Origin of the sequence: Paenibacillus turicensis, from assembly GCF_050461185.1 — a bacterium.
Lineage (GTDB): Bacteria > Bacillota > Bacilli > Paenibacillales > Paenibacillaceae > Fontibacillus > Fontibacillus turicensis_A.
This window is the reverse complement of sequence record NZ_JBCMOR010000012.1, coordinates 54962-71292: the sequence shown is the minus strand read 5'-3', so window position 1 is coordinate 71292 and position 16331 is coordinate 54962. Positions and strand designations below refer to the sequence as shown.

Genomic DNA, 16331 nt, shown 5'->3' with positions numbered 1-16331 from the left:
CTCTCTATTAAAAAATACGATACCCACCATACTTTTTAGCTAGCTTATAGGAGCACATTATGAGCACCATACTAATCACCGATTTAAATAGTCCAACAGCAGTGGCAAAGCCCATCTCTCCATGCTCCAAGGCTGAACGATAGACGAACGTATCAATAATATCCCCTGTCTGGTAGACAAGTGCATTATATAAATTGAAGATTTGATCAAAGCCCGCGTTCAGGACGTTACCTAACGCTAACGTTCCTACTACCATTAGCATCGGAACAAGCGAGGGAACTGTAATGTTTAAGGTCTGCTTCCATCTCCCTGCACCATCTATTTCTGCAGCCTCATATAGTGCTGGATTAATCCCCGCAAGTGCCGCTAGAAACACAATCGTGTTATAGCCAAATTCCTTCCAAACGTCAGTCACAATGACCGTGGAGCGAAACCAAGCGTTATCACCTAGAAAAAAATAGGGACCTAAGCCGAAGGTGCCCAACACACGGTTAACAAGTCCAGTAGTAGATAATAGATCAATTAGAATTCCGCCCAAAATAACCCAAGACAAGAAGTGTGGTAAATAAACAAGGGTCTGAATCGTTCGCTGGAGTGCCACCTTTCGTATTTCATTTAGCAAAATCGCAAATACAAATGGAATAAATAAATTAAAGATAAGCTTCAGCACAGCGATAACTAATGTGTTCCAAATTACCTGCAAACTATCATTACGTTCAAACAAAAAGCGGAAGTTATCAAATCCTACCCACTCGGAGCCACTGATCCCGAGCCACGGCTTAAAGTTTTGAAAAGCCATGACGATCCCGCCCATAGGTATGTAGCTAAAAACAATTAAGAAGATTACCGCAGGCAACAGCATGACATGAAATGGCCATGTCTTTTTTAAAGTTTTCACCCTTTTCCCCCCTTTACTTATACTGCGTTTTATATGCATATCACAGACAAAATGACCTGCAAAATCACATATAAATTAGGTGCTGAAGCGCTTTATACTGCGATTATATCAATGTCTCTTCTTACTCAAACAGTACAGAAAAGCAATATAAATGGTACAAAAACAACCACTTTCACAAATCAAAAATAAATAAACAAAAAGCATACGGAATCGGCTTCCATATGCTTAGTTAACTGAACTTACAGCTTAATTTCAGCGTAAAATATTTACTTATTTACACCACTTTACTTATTTACACCACGATACCAAGTGTTGACCTCTTCTGTAATTTGATCACCACCGCCTGCCTTCCACGTCTCTACAAACTTATCAAAGGAATCCACAGGACTTTTGCTATATATAATTTCGTTAAACGCTTGATTTTCCATTTTATTCAAGTAATCCAAATTAGATTTCATCGTTTGCGTTGTTGGGCCAGTAAACATATTTTTAAAGGAAATCTCCTCTTGTGAAAGCAATACTTTAGCCGCCGCAGGAGTCTCAGCTCCATAATTAACTGCGACATCCTTTTCTAGCTTACTTTCTGGCGCCTTTCCTTCTGCCAAATTAAGCAATGCCTTCATCTGAGCATCTGGAATACGTGCGCCATCTCGAACTAACAAATAACGAACAACATTGACATAGCCACCTTCAATTTCCTCTATCGGCATCTGCTTACCATTGGCATCTAGCTGGTAGTCATAACCTTCAAATAGTCCATTATCATAAGGACTTCCCGGTGCTGGGTTCGCATAATTATCGAACAAATAGTTTTGATACGTAAAAAACGCTTCTGGATGTGCCATATCCTTTTTAATTAATACAACACCATTTACAAATTGTGTGCCATGACGCATCGCTTTTCCTTCAGGGCCATAGGGAATCGTAATGGGCTTCCAGACTGCATCCTTGGCATTTTTTACTGTATCCTTCAGTGGCCATCCACTCATCCAATACGGACCAGGTATTATTCCCGCTGTACCCGCAACGGCAGGCTCCGCTGTTTTGTTTTCATCCCATAAAGCAGCCTCCTGCGGAATATAGCCCTTTTTCAGCCATTCGCTTAGCTTCGCTAAGCCTTGCTTCATACTAGGATGAATCGAGCCATATTCTAGCTTGCCATCACTACTTAAATTCCATTGCTGTGGCAATGTGCCATACGCACCAAACACCCAAGAAGGATCCCCCATCCATGTATTCATCGATGTTTTGAAGCCGAGGCTAAGTGGGATCACCTTATCTGGGGCTAATCCATCTGGATTTTGATTTTTAAACGCTTCCATCACCTTTTCAAGCTCATCTATGCTTTTAGGTGCCTCTAGCTTCAATTTGTCTAGCCAATCCTGGCGAATCCATAACAAGTAGTCATTGTTATAGGCATAATCCAGCACTGGAATCCCCATTCTTTTCCCGTCACGACTATATTGATTCCAAATGTTAGGGTCTTGCTCCATTGCTTTTTTCCATGTCTCTGATGCATATTTATCAAATAGCGGACCAACCTCTTGATACATTCCTGAATCAATTAAGTCTTGCGCTAAAAGGTTGTCTCCCACCGTTACAATTTCCGGCATCTCTTGTCCTGAGGACATGGCTAATCTCAGCTTTGTTGCAAATGCATTATTTGTATCCGTAACCGACCATAACGATTTAATGTTAATCCCGAATTTTTCCTTTGCCCATTTGGTAGCAACATTGTTTTCCATTGATTCGCCATTTTTAAATCTAAGCTCTGGATCAATTCCCCATGCTGTTGTAATCGTAACCTCTGGTTCATATTTTTCTTTGTATTGATTTTCAACTGTGGGTTTACTTGCCTCTGATTTTCCATCATTACTATTGCTTTTACCGCCACCACAGCCTGTAAGCATCAGTGCTAAAGAAGTAGTTACAGCAAGGAGCGTTAGCCATCTTTTTGAAGCTTGGCTTCCTTTCATATCTAGGTTCCCCCTTTATCATATTGGTTACCTCTTCATTATAGGTGTGGCAAGGGAATCCAGACTATGTCATAAAATCAAGATTTCTGCACCTTTAGAAACTACTTCATCTCTAATCTCTAAATTCATTTGGGGTCATTCCATAATGCTTTTTAAACATTTTGCTAAAATATTGTGGGTTTTGGTACCCAAGCTCACTCGTGATTTCATATATCTTTTTATTCGTATGCTTAAGTAAATAAAGTGCACGCTCCATCCTCATCCGAATCATATAATCACCCAAGCCTTCACCTGTCTCAGCCTTATAAATTTTAGATAAATATACAGGGTGCATATAGACTTGATCTGCGATTGCTTTGACCGATAATGCTTGTCCATGACTTGCGGTCACGAGCTCTTGCACCTGAGCAATTATATGTCTGCGATTTTGTATCCCTACTTGGTCACTTAATTCAGCTTGGAGCTTACTTAACATTTCTGTAGCCCATGTTTTTAACTTACTTGGTGCTTGAATGAGTTGGTTAGCAAACAAAAAATCAAAGCCTGTCGGATCCATTTCGTGAATCAGACTGCCTTGTTTATGTGCGATATACATAAAGGCATTTGTAACATATAAATAAAGCTCATACATGTGATTGCGAGATAGGGGCACCTGTTCTAAAGCATCAAAAACAAAGTTTAGCTTACTCTCTGCCGCCTCCCATTGTCTTGTTTCTAATAGTTGAGTCAGCATTGGTGGCTTGTATAACTCATCTAGCACCTGTGAGGCAGATTGTTCTGCCCATTTGTCTCTTTTTTGATCCATAAAAATAATGGCATGATCCTCAGGACCAGACAACACAAGCGAACCCAAGCTACGCCAATACACCTGTGGTAACTCACTGAACGTAAACGAGGAGGAAACGACAATAGACATGACTCCCTGCAAAAAGCGCTGGACATGCATTTGAAACAATTCAATTTGCGTCTTCATATTTTCATTCACATTGCTTGGTATAGTTGCATTCATAGATTGTGTCATGATTTGTGTCATAGGTTGTGACATGGACTGTTCCCCTATTTTATGTCTAAATTGTTGTCCCATTGATCTCTCCTGTAGAAACATCACTAAGCATTCATGTGGTCCCCTGCCGAACCATACATGATACGCTGTACCAAATACTTCTTCGGCGATATTACCAACGGCAAAATCCATCAAATCTAATGACTGCTGATCCAAGCTGGCAGGTCTGCCGCTAAGACGTATAAGTAACATCATCATCGACTGATGAGGATCAATCTCAATCTCGTAGGCTTCAAGCTGCTCTGCTAATGCTTTTACCGTCATTTCTCGTCCTAACAACAAATCATGCATTACATTTTCACGCAAAATTTTATAGTCTGATTTTCGGCTGTATAATAAACGATGGTATTGATCAAATTCATCCCACTGTGTACGGATGATTCCAATCGCTGATGATAATGCAGTCATAAATTCCTCATCATTCACAGGCTTAAGTATGTAGTCAATTGCTTTGAGCTGAATCGCTTTTTTGGTGTATTCAAAATCACTATGACCTGTAAGTAAAATACAACGAATATGTGCCCAGCGTTGATTGATCTCATCAATAAGCTCAAGCCCACTCATCCCAGGCATACGTATATCTGTTACAACAATATCAATGTCGTTATTTTCAACGATATGTAAGGCTTCCTTAGCAGAGGCAGCCCTGTAGACTGACGTAATCCCCAGCTCTGCCCAAGGAATCGTTACTTCTAGGCTCTCCGTCACATACGTTTCATCATCAACTAATAAAATATCAATCAAAACCATTCACATCCTTGATCATATTGGAATCCACAATTACATCAACACCAACAGGCCAGCACAGCGTAACACACAATCCCCCAAGCGAAGACAGCCCCATACTTATCCCTGCCTGTTCGTTGTATTTAAGCTGGAGGCGCTGATTCACATTCCATAGTCCACACCCCATTTCCTTATCCATCGTTCCTTTAAGCTTACTCATTAAATTAATAATCGCTTGCTGATCCATACCCGCTCCATCGTCCTCTACACTTAAATACATCCAGCCATCACGTTTTTCACCCGTTATTTTAATCTCACCAGCCTCCCCATCCTGCTCAATGCCATGGATCACTGCATTTTCAACTAAAGGCTGTACGATTAATGGGGGAACATACTGTCGTTTCATTTCCTCTGGCAAATCAATTGTAAAACAAATACGTTGCATTCTCATTTGCTGAATTTCTAAATAGCAGGTCACAAAGTCAATTTCCTCTTGAAGTGGGACCTGATCTCGCTCCTGCCTCGTCGTATAGCGATAGTAGCGTGATAAATTGTGAGACATTGCCACAACCGCATCCGTACGTCCTAACTTTGCCATACTTGTAATAAAGGAGAAGCAATTATAAAAAAAGTGAGGGTTAATTTGAGACTGTAGCTGCTTTAATCTTGCCTCACGCACATGAATTTGCTCCAAGTATACATGCTCAAACAATTGCTGAATTTGCTCAACCATCATATTAAATCTACCCGCAAGAAAGCTAAATTCATTTTTTCCCTTCACTTGAATACGAACAGCATAATCTCCTTTCTTTAAACGTTGAAAGCCCCAAATTAACTGCTTCATCGGAACCTGTACCTGCACGTATAGCCAATATGCAACTAGTGAGCTTGTCAGCAATATAAAAATCATGGAGCAATAAAAAAATAGATTAGATTGATGAATGGGATGTAAAATGCTACTCAAAGGCATATAATCAACCAAATACCAGCCGATCGTTTTTGATTTCACCGTATTTACCATATAGGGCTCGCCATCCACCACCACAGTATGATGATCCCCCTCTCTTAGCTTAGACTCATCTAACTGCTTCATGATTTGCTTTATAAGCTCCTGATTCGAGCTTCGATTATAAATAATGCCTGTCCCGTCAAGGAAATAAAAAGGATCATGTCTTCCATCGTCCTTAAACTTATCTAGCATATCGGAAATATTATTACTACTAAATTCCAGCTTAATTAACGTATCTGCATTTGTTGCAGGATCATCGATCCAGTAAGGAAAAGAGGTGATCCAGCTAAAAATAAAGCTTTCATTTTTTTCATTCACTTCTCCAGTTATTTCCCCAAATGTTCCTGTCTCTTTCTGTTTATGTACATTCCATCCTCGTTTCATCTCTCCACGTAGTGAAGCAGGATCATAAAAGTTAGCTCCTCGTTCTGTGACACTACGACCTAATGATGGAGAGTATAAATATAGCTTTGTAGTCCAATGTGAAGAGCTTTCTTGGATACTTAGTTTATTTTGAATTCGTTTGACTAAGTTAATGGTATCTAAATTAAAATATTTACTGTCCATATAAATACGCCGGAAGCTAGCAATATCAGGATCATGAATAAGTAAATTAGGCCATGAAGATAACAATTCAATGTTTGTATTGACTTGATTTTGAAAAAACTCAAGTTGTGTACTATTAGAGCGATTTAATTCCGCTTGGAGCACAGCCGTTGTTTTGTAATTCGAATACCAATATAAAATTAATACTGGAATAAGCATAATTAAAATTAAAATCATCATTTTAGAAAATAGGTTTGTTCGATACGACATTGTTTTCATCTCGCTTTATATAGAAGTAATAGTAATAATCATATTTTAGTACGCGATTTAGTTCATATTTTAAACGTTTTCTTCTTTGCTTAAAGGGGAAAATACCAATATTTCTGCACTTAATGCAACTTAATTTCTTGTGAAATTTGATGAATATGATGCGATTAGAGAAATGCCCTCTGCTAATAAACTGGAACCTATCATCAATATTATCGTAGTAAATAGGTAAATAAATCGAAGGAGGAGGTTATGCTTTGAATTTACTTCATAGATTAATAGCTCAAGCTAAAAACCCAAGCGGCTTTGTAGGCTCGCTAATGTTAAAAATAATGAATACCGCTCACTACGAAATGAACAAATGGGCGTTAGCGAAAATTAACATACCAGAGTCTGCTGTCATGTTAGATGTGGGTTGTGGCGGAGGAAAAACACTACAATTACTTTCGAATCTAAATACATACGGAAAAATATATGGAATTGATTATGCTGAGCAAGCAGTGAAGGATTCTATTCAAGCTAATAAACCAGACATTGAGATGGGTAAAATGTTTATTCAGCAAGCATGTGTCACAAAAATGCCTTTCTCAACCGGTACCTTTGATGTTATAACTGCCTTTCAAACCCATTACTTTTGGTCAGATATAGTAGGAAGTATTACAGAAATCTACCGCGTGTTAGCATCACAAGGTTGCTTTCTTCTCGTTGCAGAGAGTTACAAGGTGAATTACCATATGACTACTTATAAGACAAAGGAGGAAATGGAGCAGCTATTTCATGATATCGGGTTTAATACTGTAAATTATGCTCTTAGTCCCAATCAAAAATGGATATGTATCAAAGGAATTAAATAACGCCCACTTCACTAAGTCAATCGCTTAGTAAGAAGTGAGCGTTCACATGTAAAGTTTATTACACTTAGTTTATTACAACTTAGTTTACCACCATAGTGGTTTGTCTTGATTTTTCCAAGCAAGGATCCGCTTAATTTCACGAACAGCACCTGTACCAATTTCATACTCACTTCGCTCAGAAGCATGAAGCGCTAGAAAATGAAGCATTCCTCCATAAGTACCTACGGCTAATGTCTTCTCTTCGTTATCAACAGTTAGTGCTGAAATGGTACTGCCAACAAAATGACGCCAAATCTCCTGCCCTTGTGTATCGATCAGCTTCAAATAGCCATAAGCATCTCCAATCACAATACCTTGCTCAAGCGCAACCGCTGCATACACTCTTGCATCTTCATTCATGCTTGGCCACTCCTGATCCTTGTTCATCTCGCCTGCTACTACTTGTTCCAAAGATACTGCAATTGTATCTCCATTGTAAAAATGGCAGGCATTATACCATATGTGCTGTTGGTCCTTTGTAAAAATACTATAATGAGGGTAACTTGAATTAGGATAGAAGTTATAAGTTTGCTCTGTTACGACATCATACAATAGATGATCACTACTCTGACTTCCAAATGCAATCCACCTGCCATCACTAGAAACTGCACCATGTGCCATATCGATATCAGCTTGGTCTAAATCATATTTTTTAAGCTCTGCGAGATCAGGATGAAGCATCGTTACTTTCATCTGCTGTGCTAATTGAACATAAAAAATCCCATGACCCGTAACTAATAATAAAGCTTTTCCTTCTTGAAATGGAATTGCTTCTTCCAAAGGTAACTCTTCATGTGGTTCAATTTCTCCTAAAATTGAAATCTCAGAGCTTAACGCTTGAATTTGTGTGTTCAGCTCTGTCCATGAAAACTGGGCTATAAGTTCCCCCTGCAACTGACAATCCATTGATTTTATAATCTTAATCCCTTTTTTACTAGAAAGTGCATAAAATTGCTTGTCAGGTGACGCCCCAACAAAGCTGTATTCATTAAATACGGAGACGTTATCATTTTTTACGGTAATTACTTTATTTTCTTCCCAAGAAGTGCCTGTACTAAATACAACCTCATCTTGACCTAAAAAATGAATACTACGTATTGCTTGCATCTCCTTCTCAAAGTGCTTGGCTAACGGCCATGTCGCCGCAGGAATTAAAGCCCTGAGTGCTGCTATTTCATTTCGTTCATTCGCTGCTCTAATCATCTTAAAAATTTTATTAGCTAGAGCTGAGCGATCATCCTCAGCAGGCTCTTCCCCTACACTATCCCAGCCTTCCGTCATTCCTTTGTTAACATATACATTAATCTCACTCGCATAACGTTTTCCTTCTGTCCGCCACTTTTCCGCGATATCTTCCTGTAGCCACTCCATCTCTATTCCTCCAGTTCATATTATGTATTATGAATTATGAATCATGCATTCATTTACTTTTAAACTAACGTGGATAATTGTAATCAATGATTTCACTCCATCATTTTAAATTGTGAAAATTTGACTCATTACAATAATCAGAACTAGACAATTTAAGAGGTAAGTAGCTACGTAGTAGAGAGTGGTTACAACCGCTGTTAAGTAACTTAAAAAACTCGCTTAAGCCATATCGACTTAAGCGAGCTTCCTTGTTACTAGATTTGTAATTTATAGATTGTAGATCCGATATTATCTTACTAGCTATTATTGAGGCAAACCAACCAATTTAACATTATCAATAATGATTTTTCCTCCGTTAGAGCCATTTTGTAAGATTTGCATATTTTTTAGCTTGTTTAGGTTCAATATATCATTTCCATCTTCAGTTGAAGGCTGGTGATCCACACGCTTCGTAAATTTGTTAAAAGGAATTACAATCGTTGTCCATCCACTTGAGTTTGGACGAATCGTATATTTCCAGTTTTCCCCGTCTTCTGAATTTGCTGCTTTCTCAGTCAAAACAAGATTAAAAATACTTCTCTGTTCAGACTTCACATCAATAGATAAACCAATCCATGAAGACCAGTCCTCATTAATATCCTTCACGACACCCCAATATCCGCCGTCTTTACCTTGGAACTGAACTTCCATCCCTTTACCGTTTCTTCCGTTCACAATCGAATGTGAAACTGTCGCCCCATTACCTTCATATTTACTCCACAGTAGGCCCCCTTCAAAATTATCTACTAATTTTGTTCCTACTGAATATACAGGTGGCTGCGGGTTAGGCTCCTGATTGTCTGGTAACGGTGCAGGCCAATTATAAGTGCTCTGTTGCATAATTGCTTGCAAAACCTGATGGTTAAATGTCCGCTGGTTACGATCATACAGCTTAAACCAACCCTCATCATCCCATACTGCTAATGCAAAACCGTTGTGAATTGCTACATCAGAAACATAATCATACCATTTTATACGGGAGTTATAGTCATTTTCTACTTTTGCACCATACTCACCTAAATAAACAGGAATATTGTTATTTTTTTGAGACCACTTCTTTACCTTTTCGAATGCTCTGAAAATTGTAGTCTTATCTGCTTCCGTACCCCAAGTACCAATTGAATTATGCGTGAAATCATAAGGATCATAATAATGGAATGTTGCAATCAAATTAGGATCGTTAGGAATTTCTAAATTGTAAATTGTAGCACGCCAGCTATTCCAATGCCCTGCCCCGATAATGATTTGCCGCGTTGGATTAGTTGGACGAATGATTGAGATAATTCTTTTATTCATATCATTAATTTCTTCATCTAAAATGTTGCCGTGTGGCTCATTTAACACTTCAAACACTAAATTTTCGGATTTATTTTTAAAACGTTCAGCTACTTGCTTCCAAATCATTTCTAATCGCTGAATATTCCCACTATAATCATCCATTACCCATTCATCATGATGGGTATTAATTACGGTTACAAGCCCACGGGAGAGCGACCAATCTACCACTTGCTCCACACGATTTAAAAAAGCCGGGTCAATCGTATATGGATATTGCTTACTCGTATGGTTATCCCAACGGATTGGAATACGAACATGCTTAAAGCCCGCTGCTTTGTAATCATCAAAATAATATTCTCTAGCTGCGGTAGCCCATTCACCCTCATACGGTGGTTCAAGCGTATTTCCCATGTTAATGCCATTTCCCATTCTTTGAATCATGCTTTGCGCACTTATTGCAGTTAAATTATTTTGAAGGACTGGGTCATTTGTAGTATCAGAAGATGCCGCAGATGCTGGAATGCAAGCAATTAACATACAAAGAATAATACTATAACACATTAAATGCTTCTTCATTCTACTCGCTCCTTTAATAATAATATAATGAGAAAATAGCAATACTTTTAATAACTCATTTTAATAAAACCCTATACAATCTACTAATATCATCCCCCCTTAACTATCCTTTTCTGTTTAGCCGATGAAGCTAACCTAATCATCAAAGCGCTTTCATCATGGTCTAAAACAAGCTTTTCAACTTTCCTATTTTTAGCATAAATAGATTTATCTATGTCATCAATTACATATTGTGCATATATACTTACCTATTGTGCAATTGAAACAAAATAAACTTTCTATAGTCTATCATTATATTTTCTGCATATATACTTACTCATTGTGCAAGTATACGTTTACAAAAAAAGGGATCAGATTTAAAATAGAGACATTACTGAAATAGGGATCAATCTTAAAATTAGTGCTTGACAGCTTTAACAAAAATCGCAAGAGCTCTCTGTATTGTAGCTACCAGCCTTCCGTCGTTGGCAAGTACAAATTTTTAAATAGAGCCGAAAATAGAGTATGAGCGTACTAGGGAGGTTTATATGAATATCAGAAATATCGGCTACAACCATATCCATGATGCTGATTTTATGATTGATCGACCTAATGGCTCTGGTGATTATTTGCTGTTACTGCTGAAATCACCTGCTATTTTTACTTTCAACCAGCTTGATCTATTTACACAGCCCGACTCCTTTATTTTATTTAATAAGCACTCCCCACAGCTTTATCGAGCTTATGGCGCTCAATTCGCAAATGATTGGTTCCACTTCCAAATGGATAGTCCAGATGATGAAGCCATGCTTACACGTTTAGCCATCCCAAGAGACAAAGTCATTCACATTGGGGACTTAAATGAGTTATCGATCATTATTAACAATTTGTGTTATGAAACTTATTCCTCTAATCGGCTTAAACACGAAACGATCAATTTATATTTACAGCTATTTTTTATTAAGCTAAGCAACCGAATTTACTCTGTAAATAATGAAATGAACAATTCACATTTTAATAAAATGTCCATCATTCGTGCCAAAATTTACAACCAACCTTTTTTAAATTGGAGTATCGATTGGTTATCTCATGAGCTTGCCATGAGTAGATCATCATTTCAACATATGTATAAGGACTTTTTTGGTGTAAGCCCGATGGCAGATGTCATTATGAGCAGGCTAGAGCATGCCAAATATCTTTTATCCACAACAGATATTTCAGTAAAGAAAATTGCGGAGAAATGCGGCTATAGTAATGAAATTCATTTTATGAGACAATTCAAACGGCAAAATCAAATTACGCCAACAGAGTATAGAAATCAGAAAAGGAAGCCGAATTGATAAATGACCCATGAGCCTTATCATTTAAAGCGTAACGTCACACTTCCTTTTCCTTCACTTACTTCAACATCACCCCAAGCTCCATTAACAAGCGTAATCTGGGGAGGCATATGCCCACAATCAATGTCATATACAATAGGGATTTGCAGTTCTTCATGTAATTCTGTATATACATCCTCTATGGAATATCCATTTATGGGGTGGTTCGCTGCACTTCTTCCAAACATAATCCCGTTACAATGCTCAAACCAACCAGCTAGTTTCATTTGTATTAGGGATCTTCGTAAATCAACAGTAGATAATTCACAATTCTCCAAATACCAAATTAAAGGATCCGAATCAATAAATTTTTGTCTAAACTGCTTCACATCCCCATAAGGTGTGCCGATTAAGTGCCGAATGACATCAATACAACCTCCAAGCAAACGACCTTGCATCAATACACTTGTACCACCTACTACCTTCCAATAGGTTGGCTCCATAAGCTTAAAGATAGAAGCGTCCGCTTCCTCTGTTCCCCACTCCATTTGATATTTTTCAGAAGAAACCTGAGTGATATTCTCATTTACTTTAGTAGATAATACCGCTTCCCACTTTGCTGTTGTCTCATCACTTTGTTCACTTCGCAAATCAATTAAATTTGTCCCATGTGCTGTTGCTATTCCTGTTGTTAACGTTGTAGACAGTAATAACGAGCTTACGTCCGAGTAACCTAATATCCACTTAGGTTTAAACCGTTCAAATTCCAAATGCTCAATAATTTCAAGCAACAATTCCCCACCCCAAGGCGGAATAATAACATCAATAATGTCATCCTGCAGCATCTGGTTTAACTCTTCCGCACGAACTCGTGAAGAGGCGGACTTGGCTTTGTATTGCGTCCAGACGGTATCCCCACACTCTATGTTGTAGCCCTTTCGCTCCATGCGTGAGAAGGACTGTTTCATTAAATGATGAAAATTAGGTTGTACGCCTGAAGAGGGTGCGGTAACCCCAATTGTTGCTCCGGATTGTAAAAAGGGATACGTAATCATCGAGCTATACCTCCTTCTATAAGTAATCATGCAATAAGTACTCATACAATAAAAAAGCTAGATGTGAGTATAACACACCTAGCGTTATAATATATCAATGTTACATATAATAAATCAATTCATCCGCGTTATAGAAAAACACAGGCCGCTTATTTCAATTTCAAACGAATGACGTTCCAAGATGCTTTTGGAAGATTTGCATTTACGATGCTATCAGAAACTGTCGCATTGCCGTTGCGATGTGGAGCTACTCTATTTGGTGTAGCAGAAGTATTATAAGCCTTTAAATCATCACTTTCTAATACAATATGCTCCAGTAAAGTAAAACCTTCAAAGCTACGAAGATCAACCTCTAGTGGTAATGCTTCCTCCAAATGACGGTTCACTGCAAATACAGTAACTTCTCCCTTTTCCTCGTTATGCACGGCAATACTTTCTAAATAAGGAACATCTGTTATTTCCTTTGTATCGTATTTTGGTGATTGAATAAGCGGCACAAGTGCAGTACCTCGTCCATAAATAGAGGCATGCATAAACGGATAAAAAATAGTTTGTCGCCAAGCCGCACCACCATTTTCAGTCATAATTGGAGCAATAACATTGACAAGCTGTGCTAAGCAAGCTACTTTCACACGATTCGCATGCTTCAACAAGCTAATTAACATACACCCTACCACTAAAGCATCTTCATGGTTATATACGTCTTCCAGTTGTGGGGGAGCAATTTGCCATGGATCTAGCTTTTGATCATTTTCATTAGAGTGGAACCATACATTCCATTCATCAAAGGAAAGGAACATCGTCTTTTTACTACGTTTTTTCGCTTTAATATAGTCACAAGTTGCATTTACAGTATCAATAAAACGATCCATTTCAATGGAGCGAGCTAAGAAAGTAGGGGTATCCTGATCATGATTGCCATAATATTGATGCAAGGATAAGTAATCCACATGGTCATAAGTATGATCTAAAACTGTCGCTTCCCATTCAGGGAAAGAAGGCATGCCAATGTTCGAGCTTCCGCAAGCAACTAGCTCAATACTTGGATCCGTCCATTTCATTACTTTTGCCGCTTCTAAAGCAACTCTTCCATACTCTACTGCATTTTTATGTCCAATCTGCCAAGGTCCATCCATTTCATTCCCAAGACACCACGTTTTTATATTGTGTGGTTCCTTGTAGCCATGCTTCACACGTAAATCACTATAGTATGAGCCACTTGGATGATTGCTGTATTCTACAATATTACGTGCCGCGTCAACGCCACGAGTTCCTAAATTTACTGCCATCATCACTTCGGAATTGGCTTGCTTGCTCCAATCCACGAACTCATTAAATCCAAATTCATTGGTCTCAACGGTACGCCACGCTAACTCCAATCGACGTTTACGCTCAGCTACTGGACCTACTGAATCCTCCCAATTGTAACCGGATACAAAATTTCCACCAGGGTAACGGACAATCGGCACTTGGAGTTCTTTTACAAGCTCCAACACATCCTTACGAAAGCCGGCTTCATTTGCCTCAGGATGTCCTGGTTCGTAAATACCCCCATACACCGCACGTCCTAAATGCTCAATAAAAGAGCCATATAAACGTTTATCTACTTCGCCAATTGTAAAATGTTTATCTACTGTCATTTTTGCTTTTGCTACCATAATGTCCAACTCCCTGAATTAATAATATTGTTAATTCTATAATATTGAATTAATGATTACATTTATATTAAAAGACATTACAGCAAAAATTGCAAGGATGTTCTCAGAAAAAATTAATGACTAAAAGAAATGAAACAACTGATGTCAGCTTAAAAATACAAAAGACAAAAAATCTTTAATCCCTAGTACAAGGGATTAAAGATTTGATCCTGCTAAACACTATAAAATCAGGCTAGGTCTTCACCATTTGAAGAGATTACTTTCTGCATCCAGTAGAAGCTATCCTTACGTAAGCGCCGCTGACTTCCTTGACCATAATCATCCTGATCTACGTAAATAAATCCGTAACGTTTACTCATTTCTGAAGAAGAACAGCTAACAATATCAATAGGTCCCCAAGCATAATAGCCTCTTAAATCTACACCGTCTTTAATCGCTTCTTTCATTTGTTCGATATGAGCGCGGTAGTATTCAACACGATAGGGATCGTGGATACTATTATCTTCTTCTAACTTATCATGGTAACCAATGCCATTCTCCGTAATATAAATTGGACACTGATAGCGATCATAAAATAAATTTAACGTTGTACGTAGACCGATTGGATCAATTGTCCATCCCCATGGATTAGCTGGTAGCTCTAAATTGCGATATGGCCCTGTTTTATTTTTCATACTTTCTTGGTCAAAGATACGAGTATAATAGTAGGAGAAAGACATAAAATCAGCCGTATGTTTTAGTGCTTCTTCGTCTCCTTCACCGAATTCCACGGTAATATTATTATCATCAAAATAGCGAAAAGCATATCCTGGATAATAACCACGTAGCAGCACATCAGAGAAGAAATATTCCATTTGATTATTACGTACTGTCGCAAATACATCTTCTGGTTTACATGTTGCTGGATACGCGGGTCCACCGCAAAGCATCATCCCAATTTGCAAGTCAGAATTTAACTCTTTCGCATATTTCGTAACCAAACCACAGGCCACCATCTCATTATGCACACCTTGATATTTAGCAGATAACAAATCATCCACTTTATCTTCAGCAATCCCTAAGTGATTAAAGGATTCATGAACAATTAAATTGATCTGGTTAATAATTATCCATTTATTCACCTTAGTATGATAACGATCCAGAATAACTTTGCTAAAACGAACAAAGAATTCAATCATTTCTCTGGAGTACCAGCCCTTATAAGCTAGCGTTAGGTGTAACGGCATTTCATAATGTGATATCGTAATCATTGGCTCCATACCATTAGCTATAATTTCATCAATCAATTGATCATAAAATTTCAGTCCTTCTTCGTTAGGTTCGAGTTCATCACCCTTAGGGAAAATTCTTGTCCAGTTAATGGAGGTACGAAACGTTTTGAGCCCTAGTTCGCTTAACATTTTTAAATCTTCACTATACGTATGATAAAAGTCAATGCCCCATCGTTTAGGAAAGACACCATCTTCTTTATTCATTGCATCCTTGATATAATCTGTTGTCAGTTCCATATTATATTTTTTATCTAATGGAATTTTATCTGTATATTCATTAATATCTGCTACACTTAATCCTTTTCCACCTAGATTATAAGCACCCTCTGCCTGATTAGCAGCAATAGCACCTCCCCACATGAAATCTTTTGGAAACCCTGATGGGATACTTTTCTTCATTCTAGATA

General features: G+C 38.1%; 11 protein-coding genes. 2 read left to right on the top strand and 9 right to left on the bottom strand.

Annotated elements, in window-relative coordinates; translation table 11 throughout:
• Window positions 1-7 precede the first annotated feature (7 nt).
• The 4 genes from ABE099_RS16470 to ABE099_RS16455 all read right to left on the bottom strand — a co-directional run bounded on the left by ABE099_RS16470 (window position 8) and on the right by ABE099_RS16455 (window position 6488).
• Window positions 8-937, bottom strand: a complete 930-nt coding sequence (locus ABE099_RS16470; RefSeq protein WP_430032177.1) for an ABC transporter permease — start codon at window positions 935-937, stop codon at window positions 8-10.
• A gap of 245 nt (window positions 938-1182) precedes the next feature.
• Window positions 1183-2874 (bottom strand): sugar ABC transporter, encoded by a 1692-nt coding sequence (locus tag ABE099_RS16465; protein WP_430032176.1) that lies wholly within the window; start codon window positions 2872-2874, stop codon window positions 1183-1185.
• A 112-nt stretch (window positions 2875-2986) separates the two neighbouring features.
• Entirely contained in the window at window positions 2987-4681 is a 1695-nt protein-coding gene (locus tag ABE099_RS16460) for a response regulator transcription factor (protein ID WP_430032175.1), read from the bottom strand.
• Entirely contained in the window at window positions 4674-6488 is a 1815-nt protein-coding gene (locus ABE099_RS16455; RefSeq protein WP_430032174.1) for a sensor histidine kinase, read from the bottom strand. Before ABE099_RS16455 ends, ABE099_RS16460 begins: the two co-directional genes overlap by 8 nt.
• Window positions 6489-6742: 254 nt before the next feature.
• Here ABE099_RS16455 and ABE099_RS16450 point away from each other — a divergent pair, with 254 nt between their 5' ends.
• Window positions 6743-7339, top strand: a complete 597-nt coding sequence (locus tag ABE099_RS16450) for a class I SAM-dependent methyltransferase (protein WP_430032173.1) — start codon at window positions 6743-6745, stop codon at window positions 7337-7339.
• Window positions 7340-7423: 84 nt separating this feature from the next.
• On the opposite strand, the gene ABE099_RS16445 is transcribed toward ABE099_RS16450, so the two are convergent.
• Both ABE099_RS16445 and ABE099_RS16440 read right to left on the bottom strand, forming a co-directional pair.
• Entirely contained in the window at window positions 7424-8749 is a 1326-nt protein-coding gene (locus ABE099_RS16445; protein WP_430032172.1) for a hypothetical protein, read from the bottom strand.
• A gap of 303 nt (window positions 8750-9052) precedes the next feature.
• On the bottom strand, window positions 9053-10642 hold the full coding sequence (locus ABE099_RS16440; protein WP_430032171.1) for a CIA30 family protein: 1590 nt from the start codon (window positions 10640-10642) through the stop codon (window positions 9053-9055).
• 527 nt (window positions 10643-11169) lie between these two features.
• Here ABE099_RS16440 and ABE099_RS16435 point away from each other — a divergent pair.
• On the top strand, window positions 11170-11961 hold the full coding sequence (locus ABE099_RS16435; protein WP_430032170.1) for a helix-turn-helix transcriptional regulator: 792 nt from the start codon (window positions 11170-11172) through the stop codon (window positions 11959-11961).
• A gap of 20 nt (window positions 11962-11981) precedes the next feature.
• Here ABE099_RS16435 and ABE099_RS16430 read toward each other — a convergent pair whose 3' ends face one another.
• The 3 genes from ABE099_RS16430 to ABE099_RS16420 form a co-directional block, all read right to left on the bottom strand.
• Window positions 11982-12995 carry a S66 family peptidase gene (locus ABE099_RS16430; RefSeq protein WP_430032169.1) on the bottom strand — a complete coding sequence of 338 codons (1014 nt, stop codon included), beginning with the start codon at window positions 12993-12995 and terminating at the stop codon, window positions 11982-11984.
• Between the two features lie 149 nt (window positions 12996-13144).
• Window positions 13145-14653, bottom strand: a complete 1509-nt coding sequence (locus tag ABE099_RS16425; protein WP_430032168.1) for an alpha-N-arabinofuranosidase — start codon at window positions 14651-14653, stop codon at window positions 13145-13147.
• Between the two features lie 227 nt (window positions 14654-14880).
• On the bottom strand, window positions 14881-16323 hold the full coding sequence (locus ABE099_RS16420; protein ID WP_430032167.1) for a glycoside hydrolase family 1 protein: 1443 nt from the start codon (window positions 16321-16323) through the stop codon (window positions 14881-14883).
• Window positions 16324-16331 lie beyond the last annotated feature (8 nt).

Coding starts and splice junctions, on each gene's coding strand:
- ABE099_RS16455 (WP_430032174.1), bottom strand. CDS start 6,488: ATGTCGTATCGAACAAACCTATTTTCTAAAATGATGATTTTAATTTTA.
- ABE099_RS16440 (WP_430032171.1), bottom strand. CDS start 10,642: ATGAAGAAGCATTTAATGTGTTATAGTATTATTCTTTGTATGTTAATT.
- ABE099_RS16425 (WP_430032168.1), bottom strand. CDS start 14,653: ATGGTAGCAAAAGCAAAAATGACAGTAGATAAACATTTTACAATTGGC.
- ABE099_RS16430 (WP_430032169.1), bottom strand. CDS start 12,995: ATGATTACGTATCCCTTTTTACAATCCGGAGCAACAATTGGGGTTACC.
- ABE099_RS16435 (WP_430032170.1), top strand. CDS start 11,170: ATGAATATCAGAAATATCGGCTACAACCATATCCATGATGCTGATTTT.
- ABE099_RS16445 (WP_430032172.1), bottom strand. CDS start 8,749: ATGGAGTGGCTACAGGAAGATATCGCGGAAAAGTGGCGGACAGAAGGA.
- ABE099_RS16470 (WP_430032177.1), bottom strand. CDS start 937: ATGCATATAAAACGCAGTATAAGTAAAGGGGGGAAAAGGGTGAAAACT.
- ABE099_RS16465 (WP_430032176.1), bottom strand. CDS start 2,874: ATGAAAGGAAGCCAAGCTTCAAAAAGATGGCTAACGCTCCTTGCTGTA.
- ABE099_RS16420 (WP_430032167.1), bottom strand. CDS start 16,323: ATGAAGAAAAGTATCCCATCAGGGTTTCCAAAAGATTTCATGTGGGGA.